The organism is Microbulbifer sp. S227A (assembly GCF_049800935.1).
This window is the reverse complement of the sequence record NZ_JBNAFZ010000001.1, coordinates 39,022-58,180: the sequence shown is the minus strand read 5'-3', so window position 1 is coordinate 58,180 and position 19,159 is coordinate 39,022. Positions and strand designations below refer to the sequence as shown.

Sequence of the window (19,159 nt, the reverse complement as noted above, 5' to 3'; positions counted from 1 at the left end):
CTTATATTGAACAGTTGTTCAAGTTAGTGTGGCGATTTAACGGAGGAAGCGGATGAGCGAGACGCGCGAACAGTTTGCCCTGATCGGCGCAGGGCCGATGGGGTTGGCTGCGGCCAAGACCTTGCAGGAGCAGGGCATCGCCTTTCAGGGGTTCGAGCTGCATTCGGATGTGGGGGGGCTTTGGGATATCGATAATCCCAAATCCACCATGTACGAGAGCGCGCATCTGATCTCGTCCAAGCGGATGACCGAGTTCACCGATTTCCCCATGCGCGACGACGTCGCGGAATACCCTTCGCATCGCGAGATGAAACGGTATTTCGGCGACTTTGCCGATCATTTCGACCTGCGCCGTCATTACAAGTTCAATGCCGAGGTTCTGCGCACCGAACCGCTGGGGCAATCGGGTGACGGCTGGCGCGTGGTCTGGCGTGATGACACGGGCGAGCACGAGGCGATCTATGCAGGGGTGCTGATCGCCAATGGCACCTTGTCCGAACCCAACCAACCGCGTTTTGCCGGAAGGTTCGACGGCGAACTGATACACGCCGCCGCATACCGCCATGCCTCGCAGTTTGATGGCAAGCGGGTGCTGGTGGTCGGCGCGGGCAATTCCGGCTGTGACATCGCGGTGGATGCGATCCACCACGGGATCAGCTGTGACCTGTCGATGCGCCGGGGGTATTACTTTGTGCCCAAATATGTCTTTGGCAAACCCGCGGACACAGTGGGCGGCGGTATCAAGCTGCCCAGGTGGCTCAAGCGCAAGGTCGACGCGCTGATCCTGGGCTGGTTCGTCGGGAACCCGCAGAAATACGGCTTCCCCAAGCCGGACTACAAGCTGTATGAAAGTCATCCGGTGGTGAATTCGCTGGTGCTGTATCACGCGGGGCACGGTGATCTGCGCATTCGTCCCGATATCGACCGGCTTGATGGGCATACCGTGCATTTCAAGGATGGCAGCCAGGCGGATTACGACATGATCCTCGCGGCCACCGGCTATCGGCTGCACTACCCGTTCATCGACGACGCGCTGTTGAACTGGCAGGGCGATGCGCCGCACCTGTTCCTGAACGCGATGCATCCGAGCCGCGATGACCTGTTTGTCCTGGGCATGATCGAGGCGACGGGACTTGGCTGGCAGGGGCGGCATGAACAGGCCGAGATGGTCGCCCGTTATATCGCCGGTCTGCGCCTTGCCCGCAACGAAGCGCGGCTGTTGCAGGCGGAAAAGGCCGACAGCTATGGCCGCGCGACCGGCGGCATGAACTATCTGAACGTCGCCCGCATGGCCTATTATGTCGACAAGGCAACCTATCGCGGCGCGATCAACGCCTGGATCAAGGCGCTGGGCGGTCAGGGCGTATGACCGGCATTGACGATATCACCCTGAATTTCAGCCCCGGGTCGCTGACGGTGCTGAACACGGTGCTGGCAATCGTGATGTTCTCGGTTGCGATCGACCTCAAGCCATCGGATTTTCGCCGGCTGGTGCAGGCGCCAAAACCGCTGGTCACGGGGCTGGTTTCGCAATTCGCGGCCCTGCCGGCGCTGACCTATTGCCTTGTCCTGCTGACGCAACCACGCCCGTCCATCGCGCTGGGCCTGATCCTTGTTGCGGCCTGTCCGGGGGGCAATATCTCGAATTTCATCACGCATCGGGCCGGGGGGAATGCGGCGCTGTCGGTGTCGATGACCGCCTTTGCCACCATTGCGACGATACTTGTCACGCCGTTCAACATCGCCTTTTGGGGCAGCCTGTACGCGCCCACACGCGCAATATTGCAGCGCACGCAAATCGATCCGCTCACCGTGGCGATCACCGTCGGGCTGATGTTGATCCTGCCGCTGGTGCTGGGTGTCACGCTGAACACCCGGCGACCGGATATCGCCGCGCGGATCCGGCCCATGCTGCAATGGATCTCGTTTGGAATCTTCATCGCCTTCGTGCTGCTGGCGCTGGCGGCGAACTGGGGGTTTTTCCTGCAATTCGCCGGGGCCGTGGCGGGGCTGGTCATTGCCCATAACGCGATTGCGCTGGCGGCGGGCTATGGCTGTGCCACGCTGGCGGGGGTTTCGTCCTTTGACCGGCGGGCCATCACCATCGAGACCGGTATCCAGAATTCCGGGCTGGGTCTGGTGTTGATCTTCGGGTTCTTCGGCGGGCTTGGCGGCATGGCCGTGGTGGCCGCGTTCTGGGGGATCTGGCATGCGATTTCGGGGCTGGCGCTTGCCGCCCTGCTGAACCGGACAGAGGCCGCGCGATGCCCGGTATCCTGATCACCGGTGCCTCTGGCATGATCGGCCGTGCGCTGGTGAGGGCGCTGGCGGGCCATGACATCATCGCCACCGATCTCGCGCCCGCCCGCGATCTGCCGCCAGATGTCACTTTCGAGCGGCTCGACGTGACGGGCGCGGATGCGGCGGAGGTGATTGCCCGGCACCGCCCCGACGTGATCGTGCATCTGGCCTCGATCGTGACCCCGCCCAGGAGGATGAGCCGCGCCACCGCCTATGCGGTGGACGTCACCGGCAGCCGCAATATCCTGAACGCGGCGATCGAACAGGGGGTGCGCCGGCTGGTCGTGACCTCGTCGGGGGCGGCCTATGGCTATCACGCGGACAATCCCGTGCCCCTGCGCGAGACCGATCCCCTGCGCGGCAACACCGCGTTTCCCTATGCCCACCACAAGCGGTTGGTGGAAGACATGCTGGCCCATGCCCGGGCAGGCGCGCCACAGCTTGAACAGGTTGTGTTGCGGGTTGGCACGGTGCTGGGCGCGGGCACTGAAAACCAGATCACCGCGCTGTTTCACAAGCCACGTCTGCTCGCGATCAAGGGCAGCGACAGCCCGTTTGTCTTTATCTGGACCGAAGACCTCGCCCGCATCCTCATGCGTGCCGCCACCGATGGGCCCGCCGGAATTTTCAACGTCGCGGGGGATGGGGCGATGGGGATATCCGAACTGGCGGAACAGCTGGGAAAGCCGGTGCTGCACCTGCCGGCGGGCGCGCTCAGAACCGTGTTGGGCCTTGCGCGGCCCCTGCGCCTCAGCCGCTATGGGCCCGAGCAGGTCCGGTTCCTGCAATACCGTCCGGTGCTGGCCAATGACGCGCTGAAATCCGTATTCGGTTATGTGCCGCAAAAGACCAGCCGCGAGGTGTTCGATCTCTGGAGACGGGCGGCGGGGCTATGAAAACGGCGGTCATCACCGGCGGCGGCGGCGGGCTGGGCAGGGCGCTGGCCATGCGGTTGCAGGGGCGCGGTTACCGGACCATCCTGCTGGACCTCGATCCGGGCGACCTTGTCGAGACCGAGCGGCAATTGCCTATCGCCTGCGACCTGACCGACCCGGTGCAACGGGGCGCTGTGGTGGAGCGGATATTGCGCGATCACAGGTGTATCGACCTGGTGATCTATAATGCCGGCATCACCCAGATCAACGCCTTTGCCGATCTGCCAGAGGCCACGCATCGCAAGCTGTTCGAGGTGAATTACTTCTCTGCCACGGCCCTTGCCGCATCGTTGCTGGGGGCGGTGCGCGCGGCGCGGGGCACCCATCTGGCGATTTCGTCGGTGGCCGGGTTTGCGCCGCTGTTTCACCGCACCGCCTATGCCGCCTCCAAACATGCGTTGGAAGGGTTCTTCAAGTCCCTGCGTTCGGAAGAGGCGCTGCACGGGGTGCGCTGCCAAATCGCCGCGCCGTCCTTTATTGCCACCAATATCGGCAATCCACAGCTACGCGCCGACGGAACTTCGCGGCCCGGGGCGGCGGCGGATGGGGTTGATTACATGACACCCGATCAGGCGGCGGACGTCATCCTGCGCGGCCTGGACCGGGGCGCGCCGCTGATCCCTGTGGGCCGGGTTGCCCGGTTTGCCTGGTGGCTCAACAGCCTGTCGCCGCGCCTGTTTCAGTGGGTGATGGAACGCAAAATGCGCGACGCCTGAGCCATCGGCGCAAAAACCGCACTTGCCCGGGCGGGCGATTTCCGGCACCACATTCCGGGAGCGGAACAGGAGAGCCTTGCGATGGCATTGGCCTATATCAGAACCATGGCGCGCGGGCAGGCGGATATGCTGCTGTCGGATTTGGCGGATCGGCTGATCGCGCGGGGGCTGCGTCTTGGCGGTGTGGTTCAATCCAACACCACCTGTTCGGACAGCGACCTATGCGATATGGATGTGCGGGTGATACCGGACGGGCCGGTGTTTCGGATTTCGCAATCGCTGGGGGCCGGATCACGCGGCTGCCGACTGAATCCCGAGGCGCTTGAACAGGCGGTGGGGCATGTGGCGCAGTCTCTTGGGGCGGCGACGGGCCCCTTGCCGCAGCTGCTGATCGTCAACAAGTTTGGCAAGCACGAAGCGGATGGGCGCGGCTTTCGTCCCCTGATCGCAGATGCGATGATGGCGGGCATTCCGGTTCTGACGGCGGTAAACCCGACCAATCATTCGCAATTTCAGACCTTTGCGCAGGGCATGGAAACCTGCCTGCCCGGTGACGTGATGGCGTTGATGGATTGGGTCGCGCAGGTGGTCCCGGCAGAGCAGACAGCCTGACGCGGCTTGCATCGGGCCGGGTGCGGCAGGCACCGCCCGATTGCAAGCCATTCAGCGTACCTGAGACGCCGCGATCGCGATCAGCGCATATGAGCCTCCGGCCAAGACCTGACCGCTCAGCGCAAGCATTACCCGTTGCGTGGAGGTCTCCAGCAGATCCGCCTGCACCACATGGGCGCAATCCGACATCAGGGTGACACGATGGGTGCGCCGCGCCCGGACCACGGCGCGGCCAACCTCGACACTGGCCTGCAACCTGATCGTGGCATCCTCGCCCTCGATCCTGACACGGGCGCGACCATCCGGGTGCATATCGGGAAAGCGATATTCATCCCCGGTAACCAGATCCTCCAAGCCACGCAGGGTCTGGCGCTGGCAGACCCCATCGGTCACCTGGATTTCATCGATGAAAACGCAATGACAGGTTTCGTCCCGCCCATCCGGGCGCGCGGGAAAATAGGCGACGGGCTGTGCGGAAACGATCACCTCATCGGCGCGTGGAACAGAAAAATCGTGAGTGGTGGCCATCCCTGCAAACCCTGCCCGAAATCGTTAATGACGTGTTAACCTAACTTCGTGAAAATGGAATATAAAATTGTTCAGAATGTGACGAAGCTGGGCATCCGTTGCAGAAAATCGTCTTTTGCAAGCGGTTGCATGGCCATTTTCCATCCCCGGAATGAGCGGGACGGGCCGTTCATCGCCCGGCCCCGGCGTTAACCGGCGGGGTTCAGGCTGCTCATCAGGTGGCGGAATTTTTCACCCTGCACGGCGACATGCCCACGCATCGCCTCGGCCGCCGCGGCTGGATTGCCGGCTCTGAGGGCGTCAAGGATGGTTTCGTGCTCGGCCATGGATTGTGCCATTCGTCCACGCAGACGCAGCTGAATACGGCGATAGGGTTTCAGCCGATGTTGCAGCCGCCGCGCTTCTTTCGCGAGAAAGCCGTTGCCGGACTGCTGGTAGATGGCGTGGTGAAACCGTTCGTTTTCGCGATAATACCCGTCCGTATCCCCGGCCTGCATCGCGGTCCGGCAATTCCGGTTGATCGCGTCCAGATCGTCCAGCGCGGTATCAGTGATCCGCAGAGCGGCAAGGCGCGCGCAAACCGCTTCGATCTCGGCCATGGTTTCAAACATCTCCATCAGCTCGACGGGGCCGGGCAGCGCCACAAAGACACCGCGCCGGGGCAACTGTACCGCCAGCCCCGAGGCAACCAGACGTTGCAGGGCCTCGCGGATCGGGGTGCGCGACACGCCGAACCGTTTGCCCAGACGAATTTCATCCAGCCGGTCGCCATCGTTGAACGTACCGGTAAATATCAGTTTTTCCAGCTCTTCCACGATCGGGTCGGCACGTCGCACGTCCATCAGGATCTCCTCTTGATGCGCATATGGTATTCTATATCGTAACTATTGTATACAAAAACCTTGACTTTGAATTCCAAATCTCCGAGGTTGCCGATCGAGGGCAGGGGCCGTTCCCGATTTCGCGGGCGGCAATCCGCTGCCTCGGTAGAGGGGGGGCATGGGGATGAGCCTGTTATCCGACCTGATGAACACGGTGTTTGCGCGGCGCTATCGCCGGGCGACCGAACCGGACCGCACCGGGCGCAGCATAGAAGAGTTGTGCGATGCGTTGCTGGGCAGTTCCGGCGAGGTGTCGGGCATGATCCTGGCGCGGCATATTCTCGATCGCTATGCGGATATGGATGACGCGGGCAAGGCGGCGTTCTTCGGGTTTCTGACAACGCGGCTTGGCATCGATTCACAGGCGGTGCGCGACGCGCTTGCGGCGTATGACGCCGCGCCCGGCAAGCCGACCTATCGTGCGTTTCTGGCCGCCTCCGAAGCCCGCCGCCAGGAGCTTGCCCGACGGCTCAACCAGGTGCCGGGCGCCACCGGGCAGTTGGTCGAGATGCGCAAGGACCTGCTGCGCCTGATGCGGGACGCGCCCGAATTCGGCATGGTCGATCTCGATTTCCGGCATCTCTTTGCGTCCTGGTTCAACCGGGGCTTTCTCGTGCTGCGCCCGATCAACTGGGAAAGCCCGGCCGAGATCCTAGAAAAGATCATCGCCTATGAGGCGGTCCACGAAATCGGCAGCTGGCAGGAGCTGCGCGGGCGGGTGCAGCCGGAAGACCGCCGTTGTTTCGCGTTCTTTCATCCCAGTATGCCAAGCGAACCGTTGATCTTTGTCGAGGTCGCCCTGACGCGTGGTATCGCGTCATCGGTTCAGACCCTTTTGAACGGCAAGCGCGAGATCATCGCCGCGGATGAGGCCGATACCGCGGTGTTCTATTCGATCTCGAATTGCCAGGACGGGCTGGCGGGGATCTCTTTTGGCAACTCGCTGATCAAGCAGGTTGTCGCGGACCTGTCGCGGGAGCTGCCGGGTCTGCGGACCTTTGTGACCCTGTCGCCGATCCCGGGCCTGTCCCGCTGGGCCAAAGACGCGGGGGCCGGGCTGCCTGACGACACACCCGAGCAACAACGGCAGCGCGCGGCACATTACCTGTTGCATGCCAGGCGCGGCGATGGCGCGCCCTATGACCCGGTGGCGCGGTTCCATCTGGGCAACGGGGCCTTGGTGCATGCGGTGCATGCCGGTGCGGATATATCCGACAACGGTATGGCGCAATCGGGCGGCGCGATGGTCAATTATCTCTATGACCTGTCCTTGATCACCCAGAACCATGAGCGCTATGCCAGCAAACAGACCATTGCCGCATCATCCGACGTGACCGCGCTGGCGCGGGCCGCACAGAAACCGACTTCGTGAGGACAAACATCATGGCAAATCCACTTTTTGACACGCTGTTCGGACGTTACGCCGGGCAGGACACCGCGTTCCTGCACCTGCCGGACGGGCGCATGATCACTCATGGCGCATTCCTCGCTCAGGTGGCCCGTTTCGCGCATGTCCTCGTGGAACTGGGCGCGCAGCCCGGTGACCGGCTGGCGGTGCAGATCGAAAAATCGCCCGAGGCGCTGGCGGTCTACGCGGCCTGTGTGCAGGCGGGGGTCATCTTTCTACCGCTCAATACGGCCTATACGGCCGACGAGGTCAGCTATTTCGTCGAAAACAGCGGCGCGCGGGTGCTGATTTGCGACGGGGGCCGGGCCGAGGCGCTTGGCCCGGTGGCGCGGGCAGCGGGGGCGGCGCTCGAAACCCTGAACGCCGATGGCACCGGAACCCTGTGCGACAAGGCGCAGGGCAAGCCATCCGCATTCGAGACCGTACCGCGCGAGGCCGGGGACCTGGCGGCGTTTCTTTACACTTCGGGCACAACAGGACGCTCAAAGGGGGCGATGCTGACCCAGACCAACCTGCTGTCCAATGCCGAGGTGCTGGCGGACTACTGGCGGTTCGGGGCCGGGGATGTGTTGCTGCACGCGCTGCCGATCTTTCACACGCACGGGCTGTTCGTGGCCACCAACATCACCCTGATCGCGGGCGGATCTATGATCTTTCTGCCCCGGTTCGATCTTGACCAGATCATCGCCGACTTGCCGCGCGCCACGGCGATGATGGGGGTTCCGACATTCTATACCCGGCTGCTGAATGACGAGCGGTTCGACCGTGACCTGGTGAACCACATGCGCCTGTTCGTATCAGGCAGCGCGCCGTTGCTCGCCGAGACCCATGTCCAGTTCGAAGAACACACCGGGCACCGGATCCTGGAACGCTATGGCATGACCGAGACCAACATGAACACCTCCAACCCCTATGACGGCGACCGCCGCGCCGGAACGGTCGGTTTCCCGTTGCCGGGGGTCGAGCTCAAGATCACCGATGCCAACAGTGGCGATACGCTGCCCGATGGCGAGGTCGGCCAGATCGAGGTGCGCGGCCCGAACGTGTTCAAGGGCTATTGGCAGATGCCCGAAAAGACCCGCGAAGAGCTGCGCGAAGACGGGTTTTTCATAACCGGCGATCTCGGGATGATCGACGCGCATGGCTATGTCCAGATCGTCGGGCGCAACAAGGACCTGATCATTTCCGGCGGCTACAATATCTATCCCAAGGAAATCGAGCTGGTACTGGACGAGCAGCCCGGCGTGCTGGAAAGCGCGGTGATTGGTGTGCCGCATCCTGATTTCGGCGAAACCGTGGTCGGGGTTCTGGTGGCCGCGCCCGGTGCAACACCCGATACTGATGCCATCATGGAGGCGGTGGGCCAGTCGCTCGCCCGGTTCAAGCATCCGCGCAAGCTGGTGGTGTTGCCCGAATTGCCGCGCAACACCATGGGCAAGGTGCAAAAGAACCTGCTGCGCGACGCGTTCGGAGGGCTGTTCAAGTAACGCAGGTTGAACGGTAATCCGGCGACAGGGGCGCTACCGCAGGTTGCGGGTGCGACGACGCGCCACAGGTTTTGCACGAGCATTCTTGCGGCTTTGATGCCACTAGGGGGCCGACCGGCGTGCGGCCCGGTATGGTGGGCATCTGCCCGGGCCCTGACGCTGGCGCATCAACACACCAGCGAGATTTGACATGCATTCCACACTTCGGACCCTGACGATTGCGTCGCTGTTGCCGCTGGCAACAACCGCCGCAGCAGAATTGAAATACGAAAACGGCAATGGCGGCAGCGTGCTGCTTTATGGTCAGTTCGACCCGGCCTACCTGTCCTTTGACGATGGCGAGGAAACCACCTCGGATGTTGTGGACAATTCGGCCTCCAACAGCCGCATCGGCCTGTGGGTGCGCCAGAGCTTTGGCGCGAACGAACTTGCCTTCAACTTTGAAACCGCCCTTGGCCTGCGGGCCTCGGGTGCGTTGTCGCAGGATTTCACACCCAAGGGCGTGAACTGGCAGCGCCGCAACATCCGCAAGGTGGACCTCAGCTACAAGACCGACCGCTATGGCACGTTCTATATCGGGCAGGGCAGCATGTCGACCGATGGCGTTGCCGAGGTCGACCTTTCGGGTACATCGCTGGCCACCTATGTGGCGATCCCGGATACTGCCGGTGCGTTCCGCTTCCGCGATAGTGCCGGTGCTTTGTCCGGGCGTTTCATCGGCGGTTCTTTTGGCGATTTCGATGGCGGGCGTCGTGGCCGTGTGCGTTACGACACGCCCAGTTTCGCCAATTTCACCTTGTCGGTCTCATGGGGCGAGGAAATCCTTGTCGAGGACAGCGATCTGGAATCCACCGCCATCGCGCTGCGCTACAAGAACACCGTTGGCGACTTCCGGATCGAGGGCGCTCTTGGATATGCCGAAATCCGGCCCGCCGAAAATGTCGACAAGTTCAACGACACCATCGGTTCGGTCAGCGTGCTGCACAGCTCGGGGGTCAGCGTGACGCTGGCGGCGGGGGATCGGTCCAGCAGTGGCACCTATACCTATGGCAAGCTGGGCTACCAGGCGGATTGGCTGAGCATCGGCAAGACGGCGCTGTCGGTCGACTATTACCAAGGCCGCGACCGGAGTGTGGACGGGGCCGAGGCCGACTCGGTCGGGATTGGCGCGGTTCAGAGTTTTGACGATGCCAATGTGCAGGCCTATCTGGGTTACCGCACCTACGAGTTGACCGAGCCTTCCGCCAGCTACCAGGACGCGTCGTCGGTGATGTTCGGCGCGCGCTGGAAGTTCTGAGGCAGCAGGCACCACATGAGACAATCGCAAACGCGCCCCTGGGGGCGCGTTTTTCGTTGATATGCACCGCTGGTGAGAGTTCGCGCCTGAATGCCTCTTGCGCCGCAGCCGCCCGACCAATAGAAGGCCCCAAATTCGCAAGGGTGCGCGGGGCGCACGCCGGAACCTATGGGGAAACATGATGCAGGTCACCGAGACGCTGAATGAAGGTCTGAAGCGCGGCTACGCGATCACCGTCACCGCCGCCGAGCTGGACGAGAAGGTCAATGAAAAACTGACCGAGGCCCAGCCCGAAGTCGAGATGAAAGGCTTTCGCAAGGGCAAGGTGCCCATGCCGCTGCTGAAAAAGCAGTTCGGCCAACGCCTGATGGGCGAAGCGATGCAAGAAAGCATCGACGGCGCGATGAACAAGCATTTCGAGGAAAGCGGCGACCGTCCGGCGATGCAGCCCGACGTCAAGATGACCAACGAAGACTGGAAAGAGGGCGACGACGTTCAGGTCGAGATGTCCTATGAAGCGCTCCCGGAAATCCCGGAAGTCGATCTGAAGTCGATCTCGCTCGAAAAGCTCGTGGTCAAGGCGGATGACGCGGCGGTTGAAGAAGCGCTGGCCAACCTGGCCGAAACCGCACAGGATTTCAAAGCCCGCCGCAAGGGCAGCAAGGCCAAGGATGGCGACCAGGTTGTCATGGATTTCGTTGGCAAGGTCGACGGCGAAGCGTTCGAAGGCGGTTCCGCCGAAGATTATCCGCTGGTTCTGGGGTCCAACAGCTTTATCCCCGGCTTTGAAGAGCAGCTGGTTGGCGTGAAGGCCGAAGAGGAAACAGACGTGACCGTCAGCTTCCCGGAAGACTATCAGGCAGCGCACCTGGCGGGCAAGGAAGCGGTCTTTACCTGCACCATCAAAGAGGTGAAGGAACCGGTTGCCGCCGAGATCGACGACGAACTGGCCAAGAAATTCGGTGCCGAGGATCTCGCCGCGCTGAAAACCCAGATCGGTGAGCGCCTGGAAGCCGAGTATTCCGGTGCCGCCCGCGCGGTGATGAAACGCGGCCTGCTGGACGCGCTGGACACGATCGTGTCTTTCGAGCTGCCGCCGAGCCTTGTCGAGGCCGAAGCCAAGCAGATCGCGCACCAGCTGTGGCACGAGGAAAACCCCGACGTTCAGGGGCATGATCACCCCGAGATCGAAACCACCGACGAGCACACCAAGCTTGCCGAGCGCCGCGTGCGCCTGGGCCTGTTGCTGGCCGAGCTGGGCCAGAAGGCCGAGGTCGAGGTCAGCGATGCCGAGATGACCCAGGCGATCATGAACCAGGCCCGCCAGTACCCGGGACAGGAACGCCAGTTCTTTGAGTTCGTGCAGCAGAACCAGCAGATGCAGCAGCAGCTGCGCGCGCCGCTGTTCGAAGACAAGGTCGTGGACTATGTCTTTGAGTTGGCCAGCATCTCCGACAAAGAGGTGAGCAAGGACGATCTGCAAAAGGCCGTTGAGGCGATGGAAGACGAATAGTCTCGTCATCAGACTGGATGCAAAGGGTCGCCCCTGGGGCGGCCCTTTTTTTGTCTTGCGCATCACCCTGTCAGCGCAGTGATACAAAATCCGGATATTTCCCAGTGTGTTTTCCCGGTTTCGCGTTACCAATGGGCGCGGAGTACACGAGAACGTGAACAGGAGTGTCCGATGTCAAAGAAGTTGATGGCCGAGTTTTTCGGCACCTATTGGTTGGTGTTCGGAGGATGCGGCAGCGCCATCCTCGCGGCCGGCGTGGCGAATGTGGGGATTGGCTGGCTGGGAGTCAGTCTTGCCTTTGGCCTGACGGTGCTGACCATGGCCTATGCAGTGGGGCATATTTCCGGCGGCCATTTCAACCCGGCGGTCACGCTTGGCCTGGTGGTTGGCGGGCGGCATCCGGCAGGGGAACTCTTGCCCTATTGGCTGGCGCAGGTCGTGGGGGCCATCGCCGCCGCGGCGACGCTATACGTGGTGTTCTCGGGCATGTCCGATTTCCAGGGCGTGGGCGGGTTTGCGTCGAACGGGTTTGGTGACGCGTCGCCGGAAAAATTCGGATTGATTTCGGCGCTGGTGATTGAAATTGTTCTGACCGCGTTTTTCCTGATTATCATCCTTGGCGCCACCTCGTCAGGTGCCCCCGCGGGGTTCGCGCCGATTGCGATTGGCCTTGGGTTGACGCTGATTCACCTGATCTCGATCCCGGTGACCAATACCTCGGTCAACCCGGCCCGGTCGACCGGCGTGGCGTTGTTTGCCGATGGGCCGGCGCTGTCACAGCTGTGGCTGTTCTGGGTCGCGCCGCTAATCGGGGGGGCCTTGGGGGCGGTGATCTGGAAAATGATGACCACCGACGACTGATTGCCGGTTTCCCCGGTACGGGCCGCAATCATCGCGGCCCGTTAAATCGTGAGCGTCCGGGATCAGGGCTGAACCAGCCCGGTCTCTACCAGCATTCCGCGCCGTTTGGCCTCGTGCCAATAGCCGCGCGAATAGTGTTTCACCGCGTTGTCATAGCTGCCATCGGAGATCAGCCATGCGCCGCGCAGGTATTTCCCGGCATATTTCAGGTTGGTTTCCGCATCGAGCAGATCCCTGGGCTGTCCCTTGAACCCCATCGAGCGGGCGGTGGCGGGCAGGATCTGCAGCAGGCCGTAATAGGGGCGGTTGATCGCCTCGGGCCGATGTGTGCTCTCGCGGATCGCGAGGCGGTGAACCAGCGGGCGCGGGATCTCGTAGAGATCGGCGTATTCGTTGATCAGCGCGCGCAGTTCCGGTGTTTCATTCGGATAGAGCGGCGGGCCGACAGGGGCAACAGGTTCGGGGGTCGTTGCACATGCTGCGGTGGCAAGGCACATGAGCAGCCCGGCCAACGCGCGACGGCGGGACAGAGTTAACATGAATCTGAGAATCCAGTTGTTGATCCGGAACGCAATCTATCCGTAACCGGGTCCACGGCAAGCCGCCCCCGGTCATCGGCGTGTTTTGCGCGGCGGATTGCCGATGCCGGTCTTGTCCCGGGCGGCGGCAGGGGCCAATCTGGGGGCAGTGACGGAGGGACGGCCAATGCCATATCTGGGGTTCGCGCGAGAAGATTACGAAGCGTTCAAGGCCAATGACCGCGAGGGACCGGTGCATATGCTGAACCTCGTGCGGCTGCGGGCGCAGGCGGCTTATCCGGATGGCACCGTTGCCACCGGCCAGCAGGCCTATGCCAGCTATGGACGACTGAGCAGCCCGGTCTTTGCGCGGGTGGGCGGGCGCATCGTCTGGCGCGGCGCGCTCGAGCAGGTGGTGATCGGCCCGCAGGACGAACGTTGGGATTTGTGCTTTATCGCCGAGTATCCGCAACCGGGCGCGTTCCTCGCAATGCTCAAGGATCCTGATTATCGTGCGGCCATGGCGCACCGGCAGGCGGCGGTCGCGGATTCGCGCCTGATCCGGATGGCACCGCTCGGCGCGGGCAGTGCTTTTTCCGGCGATCCGGCGCAGGAGGGCTGATCGCGGATGATGGCGGCGGTGATGCAATGCCTGAACCAAAACTGGTCGCCAACCATTGGCGACCCGAGCGTGATGGGATGGGTCACGGTTGCGGTCTACGGGATCGCTGCGCTGTTATGTGCGGTGGCGTTCTGGCGGCATCCGGCCGGACGGCTCAGGCTGTTTGGCTATGGCCTGGCGCTGTTGTTGGTGCTGCTGATGGCGAACAAGCAACTGGATCTGCAGTCGGCGCTCACGGCCGGAGCACGCTGCCTTGCGCAATTGCAGGGCTGGTACGAGGACCGGCGCGCGGTTCAGGCGGGGTTCATCGTCATCCTGCTGCTTTACTGTCTGGGCTTTGGCCTGCTCATCGTCTGGACCATGTGGCGGCACCTTGGCCAGGTCTGGCTCATGTTGCTGGGGCTGATCTTTCTGCTGGCCTTCATCGCGGTGCGCGCGGTGGGGTTTCACCATTTCGATGCGCTCATCAATGCACAGTTCAGCAATGTCAGGATGAACTGGATACTGGAACTGGGCGGTCTCGCGATGATTTCGGCCAATGCGCTGTGGATGATACGCGCGCGCAAAAGGCGCTAACCGACGGTTCACACCGGGTTCATGAAAAAACCGCGCGGGGCCGGGGCTCCGCGCGGTTTGAAACGTGTCGGTGATCCGGGGGCCAGATCAGGCCTTGGACGCGTCGTCCCCGGCTGTGTCGGCATCGGCATCGACGGCATCGGCGATCGCGTCGTCATCCGAAGCGGCCGAACCGATATCGTCGAACAGTTCCGCGATCTCGAATTCCGCTTCGGCTTCTTCCTCGGCGGCGAGTTCCTGGATCGACTTGCCGGAGGCCTGAAGCTCGGCCTCTTCGGGCGAGCGGGCCACGTTCAGCTTGATGCGAACGTCGACTTCGGGGTGCAGGTGCACTTCGACCTCATGCAGGCCCAGGGCCTTGATCGGGGTGCGGATCAGAACCTGCTTGCGATCGACGGTAAAGCCGGACTCTGTGGCGGCATCGGCTGCGTCACGGGGCGTGACCGAGCCATAGAGATTGCCGCCATCGGAGGCCGAGCGAATCACGACGAACTGCTGCCCGTCGAGTTTCTCGCCAAGGGCTTCGGCCTCTTTACGGGTCTCGAGGTTGCGGGCCTCAAGCTGTGCTTTCTGCTCTTCGAAGGCGGCGATATTCGCCTTGCTGGCGGTCAGCGCCTTTTTCTGCAGCAGCAGGTAGTTGCGCGCATAGCCCGGTTTGACGTCGACGACGTCGCCCATTTGGCCCAGCTTGGCAACACGTTCCAGAAGGATGACTTGCATGTGCTTTCTCCTTACTTGACGGCGTAGGGCAGCAGGGCGAGGAAGCGGGCGCGCTTGATGGCACGGGCCAGTTCACGCTGCTTCTTGGCCGAGACGGCGGTGATACGGCTGGGGACGATCTTGCCGCGCTCGCTGATATAGCGCTGCAGCAGGCGGGTGTCCTTGTAGTCGATGGCGGGAGCATTGTCGCCCGAGAAGGGGCAGACTTTGCGGCGGCGGAAAAATGGTTTGGCTGCCATGTTTTACAGTCCTTTTCTCAAGCTGTGGATCAACGGCGCTCGCGACGGTTGTCGCGTTCGTCACGTTTCTGCATCTGGACCGACGGACCTTCCTTGTGGGCGTCAACCTTGATGGTCAGAACGCGCATCACGTCGTCATGCAGGCGCATCAGGCGTTCCATTTCCTGAACGGCCGGTGCCGGTGCATCGGTGCGCAGGAAGGCGTAATGGCCCTTGCGGTTCTTGTTGATCTTGTAGGCCATCGTCTTGACGCCCCAGTACTCCTGATCGACCAGCTTGCCGCCGTTGTCGGACAGGACCGCACCGAAATGTTCGATAAGGCCTTCAGCTTGCGTGTTGGACAGATCCTGACGCGCAATCATGACATGCTCATAGAGTGGCATGTTGACTCCTGTTCTTGTTTCAAGGCGCATTTCAAAGGTGGGGCCAATGTCCTTTCGCGGCCCCGCCACGAGAGACTGCGCGGTTCAGATACGTGCGAAAGGAACGCCCCATATACACGGATCTGCCATCAGGGCAAGCCCAAGTCGCCCGTCAAGGCAACGCGCGATGGGCAAGATACCGGGCCGCTGCGCGACTGTTCGCCAATCCACAGATCCTGTGGAGTTTTCCGGGATTGGTTTTGTCCCGCGATCCCCTAGATATCGCTCATCAAACGCAGACCCCACAGAGAGGAAAACCGACCCCATGAAAGCCGTATTTTTCGCCGCCGCACTTGGCCTCGTCACCACGACCGTTGCCGCCGAGCCAGTGGCCTATACGCTTGATCCGAGCCACAGCCAGGTGGTGTTCAGCTATAACCACCTGGGATATTCTACCAGCTGGGGCATGTTCTCGGGCTTTGACGGCAAGATCAGCTTTGACGCCGAAAACCCCGAAGCCTCCAGCGTCGAGGTTTCGATGCCGGTCATGTCGATGCTGACCGGGTGGGAAGACCGGTTCAAGCATTTCATGTCGCCCGAATTCTTTGGCGCCAGCGAGGATGAGATGGTGACATTCGTGTCCACCGGCATCGAGGTCACCGGCGACAATACCGCGCTGATCACCGGCGATCTCACCCTGAACGGCGTGACCAAACAGGTGGTTCTGGACGCCAGGCTGAACCAGGCGGGCATGCATCCGATGGCGAACAAGCCCTGGGCCGGGTTTGACGCGACCACGACTCTGGTGCGTTCGGAATATGACCTCGGGATGTTCGCCCCTTACGTTAGCGACGAGGTCGAGGTTCGCATCTCGGTCGAAGCACAGGCGGCAGAGGGCGACGACGCCAGCTGAGGCAGATCAGGTTGCGGGCCCGCCTGTTGGCCCACAACATTTTTTGCGTTGCACTCTTGTCCCCCCGCCGGCAAGAGCGCAACCTTGGCTGACTTGGGCAGCGCAACCACGCCCGGAGGGATTGATGATCAGAAAGACGATAGCGGCCTGTGTCCTTGCCGCCTTTGGCTGGACCACCATGGCATTGGCGGAAACATGGATCGTGGACCCGGAACATACCGAGGTGCGGGTCTATTGGGACCATTCCGGCTTTTCCGAGCAATCGCTTGAATTCACCAAGGTGGATGGCTCGCTGAATTTTTCGCTGAACTCGGTGCCGGAGTCGTCGGCGTTTTTCACCATCCCCGTGGACAGCATGGAAACCGGGGTCGAGCGCTTCAACAACGACCTGTGGAGCGATACCTTCTTTGATCTTGAGAAATACCCGCTGATCAGCTTCAACTCCACGTCCTTTCAGCAGGTTGCGCCGATGAAGCTCAGGGTCAGGGGTGATCTGACGATCAAGGACGTGACCAAGGAGACCGAGTTCGACGTGACCGTACATGCGGTCGGCGAACATCCGGTCGGGCGCTATTTCAATTATTTCTCCGGAACATGGCTGGGCGTGACCGCCGTGGCCAACATCAAACGCTCGGAATGGAACATGGGCGCGTTCGTGCCAATGGGCTCCGACGACATCCGCATCGTGATCAATTCGGAATTGCGGGCGGTGGAGTAGGGTGGCTTTGCGTCGAGAAGCGATGTGCCAGTTTTCGTCAGCCTCATGTGTATTGGTGCGACGTTTTACAAGTGCCGGGGATCGAAGTCTGCACTGGGTTCTTGCCTTCGTGACTAGACATTCGCGCTTTGCCAAATTCGAAGATAAGCGCACAATTTTTGTTTAAAATGCGGAATCTTTGCCGTGGAAGCTAGAGAGTACTTTGAGAGAATCGTATTGCCGATCTTCGAGAGGCTCAAGAAGGATCAACAAGCGCATGACCTGCAAGTGGCAGCTACAATCGTCATTTCTCATACGGTTGACTACATCTCTGAAAGAGAAGGTGGAAAAATTTCAGCAGTTAGAGCTAGAATCCTCGAGCGAGAACCAGATTTTGAAGCAATCTACGAAGCCGCTAACGCCTCAAAGCACCAAATTGTTAAGCGTGAAAACAGTAACCATAAGGGTTTAACTAATCCCCACAGAACCACCGGTAGCTTGGTTACTCTGGGCGGCAGCATGCCTTCCAAGCTATTGCAAGCCGTCTCGGCACAGATTGTATTGCTGGACGGAAGGACACTTCCATTGATTTCGACGCTACAAAAGGTCGTAGATGTTCTAGAACAGGAAATTTAGAAAGACCCGAATATCACATTAGTCTCAATGTCCGAATAGCTGTCGCAGATGCGTTCTGGCCTATTCCCCGCTGCGCGTCGCCGTGAGCGCCACGTCTACTTCTACATCCAGGCCAAGCGAGGCGGGGTCGGTGACGGATGGGCCGATCTGGTAGTCGAGCCGTTGCAGTTGCAGGGTGCCGGTCATGGTGGCTGTGTCGTCCTGAAGGATCAGGTCAAACGGCAGGGTGACGGGCAGGGTGGTGTCTCGGATGGTGAGGGTTCCGGTGGCGTCATAGCCGGTGTCCGTGCGCAGGATGTCGGCGGTGAAGCGGGCGGTGGGGAAGGTTTCGGCATCAAAGAAGTCGGGGCCCATCGCCTGTTGCGTCACACCGCCGAGACTCAGCGAGGGGATCGATATCGTAACCTCGACCGTGCCGGCGGGGCCGGGCGCGGCGGGGGTGTCAAAGGTGATGTCGGCGTTCCAGTCGGCGAATTCGCCGGTGACGGTGCTGCCCATCTGGGTGATCGAGATCGCCAGCGTCCCTTCGACAACCTGCCAGCCGGCGGTCGTGGTGTCTGACGGGGCGGTGGCGGTTGCGCTCGCTGGTGCAGGTGGGGCCGCATGGGGTGCAAAGACCCCCGACAGCGCGGCGATGCCGAGCGCCCCGGACCAGGCGATCAGCGCGGCGAGGGCGGGCAAGGCGGAATGGGCCGCGACGGTTGCGGGCGGTTCGGTCTCGCCACCGCCGGGCCACATGCGGCGCAGCGTGGAGTCGCGGTCGATGACCACATGTTTGAGCGCGCCCGCAACATGCAGGGCAAGCGCCAGCAGCAGCACGCGGATAAAGATCATGTGCAGGCTGGCAAAGAGATGCGACACGTCTTCATCCCTGGGCACAAGCGGCAGGGACTGGCCAAAGGGCCACCAGATCGGCGCAAAGCCCACGGTTGCCGCGTGATGGATCCAGCCGCTCAGCGGCACCAGCACCAGCGACCCGTAGAGCAGCCAGTGTACGGTTTCCGCAGCGAAGGTTTCGAGCCGGCGCGCGGGATGAAGCGGCACCGGCTTGGGCTGGGTGCAGGCCCAGAGAATGCGGGCCAGCGCGACGAAAAATATCAGAACGCCGGTGGTCTTGTGCATTGAGAACAACAGCGCGGTGCGCTGGATGTCGGCTTGGGTGCTGGCGATTTCGGGAGCGTTCAGATCATGCGCCATGCCGTTGGCGATCATCCCCAGCGGGATCACCGTCAGGATCAACAGCGCGGTGAGCCAGTGAAAGACCTTGCTGATTGCGCCATAGCGGGTGGGGGTGTTGTTCAGCGGCATGGCATCCTCGGCAGGCGATTTCCGACAAA

22 protein-coding genes are annotated in these 19,159 nt (G+C 61.8%); 15 read left to right on the top strand and 7 right to left on the bottom strand.

Annotation, left to right across the window (positions count from 1 at the left end):
• Positions 1-52: 52 nt before the first annotated feature.
• From ACP15R_RS00295 to ACP15R_RS00275, 5 genes are all read left to right on the top strand, one after another.
• On the top strand, positions 53-1,369 hold the full coding sequence (locus ACP15R_RS00295) for a flavin-containing monooxygenase (protein WP_424984362.1): 1,317 nt from the start codon (positions 53-55) through the stop codon (positions 1,367-1,369).
• Positions 1,366-2,280, top strand: coding sequence for a bile acid:sodium symporter family protein (locus tag ACP15R_RS00290; protein WP_424984361.1), 915 nt, complete (start codon positions 1,366-1,368; stop codon positions 2,278-2,280). The genes ACP15R_RS00295 and ACP15R_RS00290 overlap by 4 nt, the downstream gene beginning before the upstream one ends.
• Positions 2,265-3,197, top strand: coding sequence for an SDR family oxidoreductase (locus tag ACP15R_RS00285; RefSeq protein ID WP_424984360.1), 933 nt, complete (start codon positions 2,265-2,267; stop codon positions 3,195-3,197). The genes ACP15R_RS00290 and ACP15R_RS00285 overlap by 16 nt, the downstream gene beginning before the upstream one ends.
• On the top strand, positions 3,194-3,952 hold the full coding sequence (locus ACP15R_RS00280) for an SDR family NAD(P)-dependent oxidoreductase (protein ID WP_424984359.1): 759 nt from the start codon (positions 3,194-3,196) through the stop codon (positions 3,950-3,952). Before ACP15R_RS00285 ends, ACP15R_RS00280 begins: the two co-directional genes overlap by 4 nt.
• An 81-nt stretch (positions 3,953-4,033) precedes the next feature.
• Positions 4,034-4,564: a DUF2478 domain-containing protein gene (locus ACP15R_RS00275; protein ID WP_424984358.1), complete on the top strand. Its 531-nt coding sequence runs from the start codon at positions 4,034-4,036 to the stop codon at positions 4,562-4,564.
• 51 nt (positions 4,565-4,615) lie between these two features.
• On the opposite strand, the gene ACP15R_RS00270 is transcribed toward ACP15R_RS00275, so the two are convergent.
• Positions 4,616-5,092: a hypothetical protein gene (locus ACP15R_RS00270; RefSeq protein ID WP_424984357.1), complete on the bottom strand. Its 477-nt coding sequence runs from the start codon at positions 5,090-5,092 to the stop codon at positions 4,616-4,618.
• A 188-nt stretch (positions 5,093-5,280) separates the two neighbouring features.
• Positions 5,281-5,934: a GntR family transcriptional regulator gene (locus ACP15R_RS00265; RefSeq protein WP_424984356.1), complete on the bottom strand. Its 654-nt coding sequence runs from the start codon at positions 5,932-5,934 to the stop codon at positions 5,281-5,283.
• A 163-nt stretch (positions 5,935-6,097) separates the two neighbouring features.
• On the opposite strand from ACP15R_RS00265, the gene ACP15R_RS00260 reads away from it, so the two are divergent.
• The 5 genes from ACP15R_RS00260 (at position 6,098) to aqpZ (ending at position 12,539) form a co-directional block, all read left to right on the top strand.
• Complete coding sequence (locus ACP15R_RS00260) at positions 6,098-7,345, top strand: malonyl-CoA decarboxylase (RefSeq protein ID WP_424984355.1); 1,248 nt, start codon at positions 6,098-6,100, stop codon at positions 7,343-7,345.
• A gap of 11 nt (positions 7,346-7,356) precedes the next feature.
• On the top strand, positions 7,357-8,868 hold the full coding sequence (locus ACP15R_RS00255) for a malonate--CoA ligase (RefSeq protein WP_424984354.1): 1,512 nt from the start codon (positions 7,357-7,359) through the stop codon (positions 8,866-8,868).
• A 190-nt stretch (positions 8,869-9,058) separates the two neighbouring features.
• Positions 9,059-10,165, top strand: coding sequence for a porin (locus ACP15R_RS00250; protein WP_424984353.1), 1,107 nt, complete (start codon positions 9,059-9,061; stop codon positions 10,163-10,165).
• A 181-nt stretch (positions 10,166-10,346) separates the two neighbouring features.
• Positions 10,347-11,678, top strand: a complete 1,332-nt coding sequence (gene tig / locus ACP15R_RS00245) for a trigger factor (protein WP_424984352.1) — start codon at positions 10,347-10,349, stop codon at positions 11,676-11,678.
• A 171-nt stretch (positions 11,679-11,849) separates the two neighbouring features.
• Positions 11,850-12,539 carry an aquaporin Z gene (gene aqpZ / locus ACP15R_RS00240; RefSeq protein WP_424984351.1) on the top strand — a complete coding sequence of 230 codons (690 nt, stop codon included), beginning with the start codon at positions 11,850-11,852 and terminating at the stop codon, positions 12,537-12,539.
• Between the two features lie 62 nt (positions 12,540-12,601).
• On the opposite strand, the gene ACP15R_RS00235 is transcribed toward aqpZ, so the two are convergent.
• Entirely contained in the window at positions 12,602-13,078 is a 477-nt protein-coding gene (locus ACP15R_RS00235; RefSeq protein ID WP_424984350.1) for a transglycosylase SLT domain-containing protein, read from the bottom strand.
• A gap of 166 nt (positions 13,079-13,244) precedes the next feature.
• On the opposite strand from ACP15R_RS00235, the gene ACP15R_RS00230 reads away from it, so the two are divergent.
• Together ACP15R_RS00230 and ACP15R_RS00225 are read left to right on the top strand one after the other, a co-directional pair.
• On the top strand, positions 13,245-13,679 hold the full coding sequence (locus ACP15R_RS00230) for a DUF1330 domain-containing protein (RefSeq protein WP_424984349.1): 435 nt from the start codon (positions 13,245-13,247) through the stop codon (positions 13,677-13,679).
• Positions 13,680-13,685: 6 nt separating this feature from the next.
• Positions 13,686-14,255 (top strand): hypothetical protein, encoded by a 570-nt coding sequence (locus tag ACP15R_RS00225; protein ID WP_424984348.1) that lies wholly within the window; start codon positions 13,686-13,688, stop codon positions 14,253-14,255.
• 87 nt (positions 14,256-14,342) lie between these two features.
• Here ACP15R_RS00225 and rplI read toward each other — a convergent pair whose 3' ends face one another.
• Genes rplI through rpsF form a run of 3 tightly spaced genes read right to left on the bottom strand, consistent with a single transcriptional unit; the run spans position 14,343 to position 15,597 of the window.
• A complete protein-coding gene (gene rplI / locus ACP15R_RS00220) occupies positions 14,343-14,975 on the bottom strand; it encodes a 50S ribosomal protein L9 (RefSeq protein WP_424984347.1) in 633 nt (210 codons plus the stop codon).
• 11 nt (positions 14,976-14,986) lie between these two features.
• Positions 14,987-15,214, bottom strand: coding sequence for a 30S ribosomal protein S18 (rpsR, locus tag ACP15R_RS00215; protein WP_005852865.1), 228 nt, complete (start codon positions 15,212-15,214; stop codon positions 14,987-14,989).
• A 29-nt stretch (positions 15,215-15,243) separates the two neighbouring features.
• Positions 15,244-15,597 carry a 30S ribosomal protein S6 gene (gene rpsF / locus ACP15R_RS00210; RefSeq protein WP_424984346.1) on the bottom strand — a complete coding sequence of 118 codons (354 nt, stop codon included), beginning with the start codon at positions 15,595-15,597 and terminating at the stop codon, positions 15,244-15,246.
• Between the two features lie 304 nt (positions 15,598-15,901).
• Here rpsF and ACP15R_RS00205 point away from each other — a divergent pair, with 304 nt between their 5' ends.
• The 3 genes from ACP15R_RS00205 (at position 15,902) to ACP15R_RS00195 (ending at position 17,822) form a co-directional block, all read left to right on the top strand.
• Entirely contained in the window at positions 15,902-16,489 is a 588-nt protein-coding gene (locus ACP15R_RS00205; protein ID WP_424984345.1) for a YceI family protein, read from the top strand.
• Positions 16,490-16,613: 124 nt separating this feature from the next.
• On the top strand, positions 16,614-17,207 hold the full coding sequence (locus tag ACP15R_RS00200; protein ID WP_424984344.1) for a YceI family protein: 594 nt from the start codon (positions 16,614-16,616) through the stop codon (positions 17,205-17,207).
• 183 nt (positions 17,208-17,390) lie between these two features.
• On the top strand, positions 17,391-17,822 hold the full coding sequence (locus ACP15R_RS00195; RefSeq protein ID WP_424984343.1) for a hypothetical protein: 432 nt from the start codon (positions 17,391-17,393) through the stop codon (positions 17,820-17,822).
• A 60-nt stretch (positions 17,823-17,882) separates the two neighbouring features.
• On the opposite strand, the gene ACP15R_RS00190 is transcribed toward ACP15R_RS00195, so the two are convergent.
• Entirely contained in the window at positions 17,883-19,130 is a 1,248-nt protein-coding gene (locus ACP15R_RS00190) for a cytochrome b/b6 domain-containing protein (protein WP_424984342.1), read from the bottom strand.
• Between the last annotated feature and the right edge of the window lie 29 nt (positions 19,131-19,159).

What these genes read in the sequence shown, in the direction of transcription:
- ACP15R_RS00250 (WP_424984353.1), top strand. Translation starts at nt 9,059, where the DNA reads ATGCATTCCACACTTCGGACCCTGACGATTGCGTCGCTGTTGCCGCTG.
- ACP15R_RS00205 (WP_424984345.1), top strand. Translation starts at nt 15,902, where the DNA reads ATGAAAGCCGTATTTTTCGCCGCCGCACTTGGCCTCGTCACCACGACC.
- ACP15R_RS00200 (WP_424984344.1), top strand. Translation starts at nt 16,614, where the DNA reads ATGATCAGAAAGACGATAGCGGCCTGTGTCCTTGCCGCCTTTGGCTGG.
- ACP15R_RS00255 (WP_424984354.1), top strand. Translation starts at nt 7,357, where the DNA reads ATGGCAAATCCACTTTTTGACACGCTGTTCGGACGTTACGCCGGGCAG.
- rpsR (WP_005852865.1), bottom strand. Translation starts at nt 15,214, where the DNA reads ATGGCAGCCAAACCATTTTTCCGCCGCCGCAAAGTCTGCCCCTTCTCG.
- ACP15R_RS00280 (WP_424984359.1), top strand. Translation starts at nt 3,194, where the DNA reads ATGAAAACGGCGGTCATCACCGGCGGCGGCGGCGGGCTGGGCAGGGCG.
- ACP15R_RS00265 (WP_424984356.1), bottom strand. Translation starts at nt 5,934, where the DNA reads ATGGACGTGCGACGTGCCGACCCGATCGTGGAAGAGCTGGAAAAACTG.
- rplI (WP_424984347.1), bottom strand. Translation starts at nt 14,975, where the DNA reads ATGCAAGTCATCCTTCTGGAACGTGTTGCCAAGCTGGGCCAAATGGGC.
- ACP15R_RS00295 (WP_424984362.1), top strand. Translation starts at nt 53, where the DNA reads ATGAGCGAGACGCGCGAACAGTTTGCCCTGATCGGCGCAGGGCCGATG.
- rpsF (WP_424984346.1), bottom strand. Translation starts at nt 15,597, where the DNA reads ATGCCACTCTATGAGCATGTCATGATTGCGCGTCAGGATCTGTCCAAC.
- ACP15R_RS00190 (WP_424984342.1), bottom strand. Translation starts at nt 19,130, where the DNA reads ATGCCGCTGAACAACACCCCCACCCGCTATGGCGCAATCAGCAAGGTC.
- ACP15R_RS00235 (WP_424984350.1), bottom strand. Translation starts at nt 13,078, where the DNA reads ATGTTAACTCTGTCCCGCCGTCGCGCGTTGGCCGGGCTGCTCATGTGC.
- tig (WP_424984352.1), top strand. Translation starts at nt 10,347, where the DNA reads ATGCAGGTCACCGAGACGCTGAATGAAGGTCTGAAGCGCGGCTACGCG.
- ACP15R_RS00270 (WP_424984357.1), bottom strand. Translation starts at nt 5,092, where the DNA reads ATGGCCACCACTCACGATTTTTCTGTTCCACGCGCCGATGAGGTGATC.
- ACP15R_RS00260 (WP_424984355.1), top strand. Translation starts at nt 6,098, where the DNA reads ATGAGCCTGTTATCCGACCTGATGAACACGGTGTTTGCGCGGCGCTAT.
- aqpZ (WP_424984351.1), top strand. Translation starts at nt 11,850, where the DNA reads ATGTCAAAGAAGTTGATGGCCGAGTTTTTCGGCACCTATTGGTTGGTG.
- ACP15R_RS00225 (WP_424984348.1), top strand. Translation starts at nt 13,686, where the DNA reads ATGATGGCGGCGGTGATGCAATGCCTGAACCAAAACTGGTCGCCAACC.
- ACP15R_RS00285 (WP_424984360.1), top strand. Translation starts at nt 2,265, where the DNA reads ATGCCCGGTATCCTGATCACCGGTGCCTCTGGCATGATCGGCCGTGCG.
- ACP15R_RS00275 (WP_424984358.1), top strand. Translation starts at nt 4,034, where the DNA reads ATGGCATTGGCCTATATCAGAACCATGGCGCGCGGGCAGGCGGATATG.
- ACP15R_RS00230 (WP_424984349.1), top strand. Translation starts at nt 13,245, where the DNA reads ATGCCATATCTGGGGTTCGCGCGAGAAGATTACGAAGCGTTCAAGGCC.
- ACP15R_RS00290 (WP_424984361.1), top strand. Translation starts at nt 1,366, where the DNA reads ATGACCGGCATTGACGATATCACCCTGAATTTCAGCCCCGGGTCGCTG.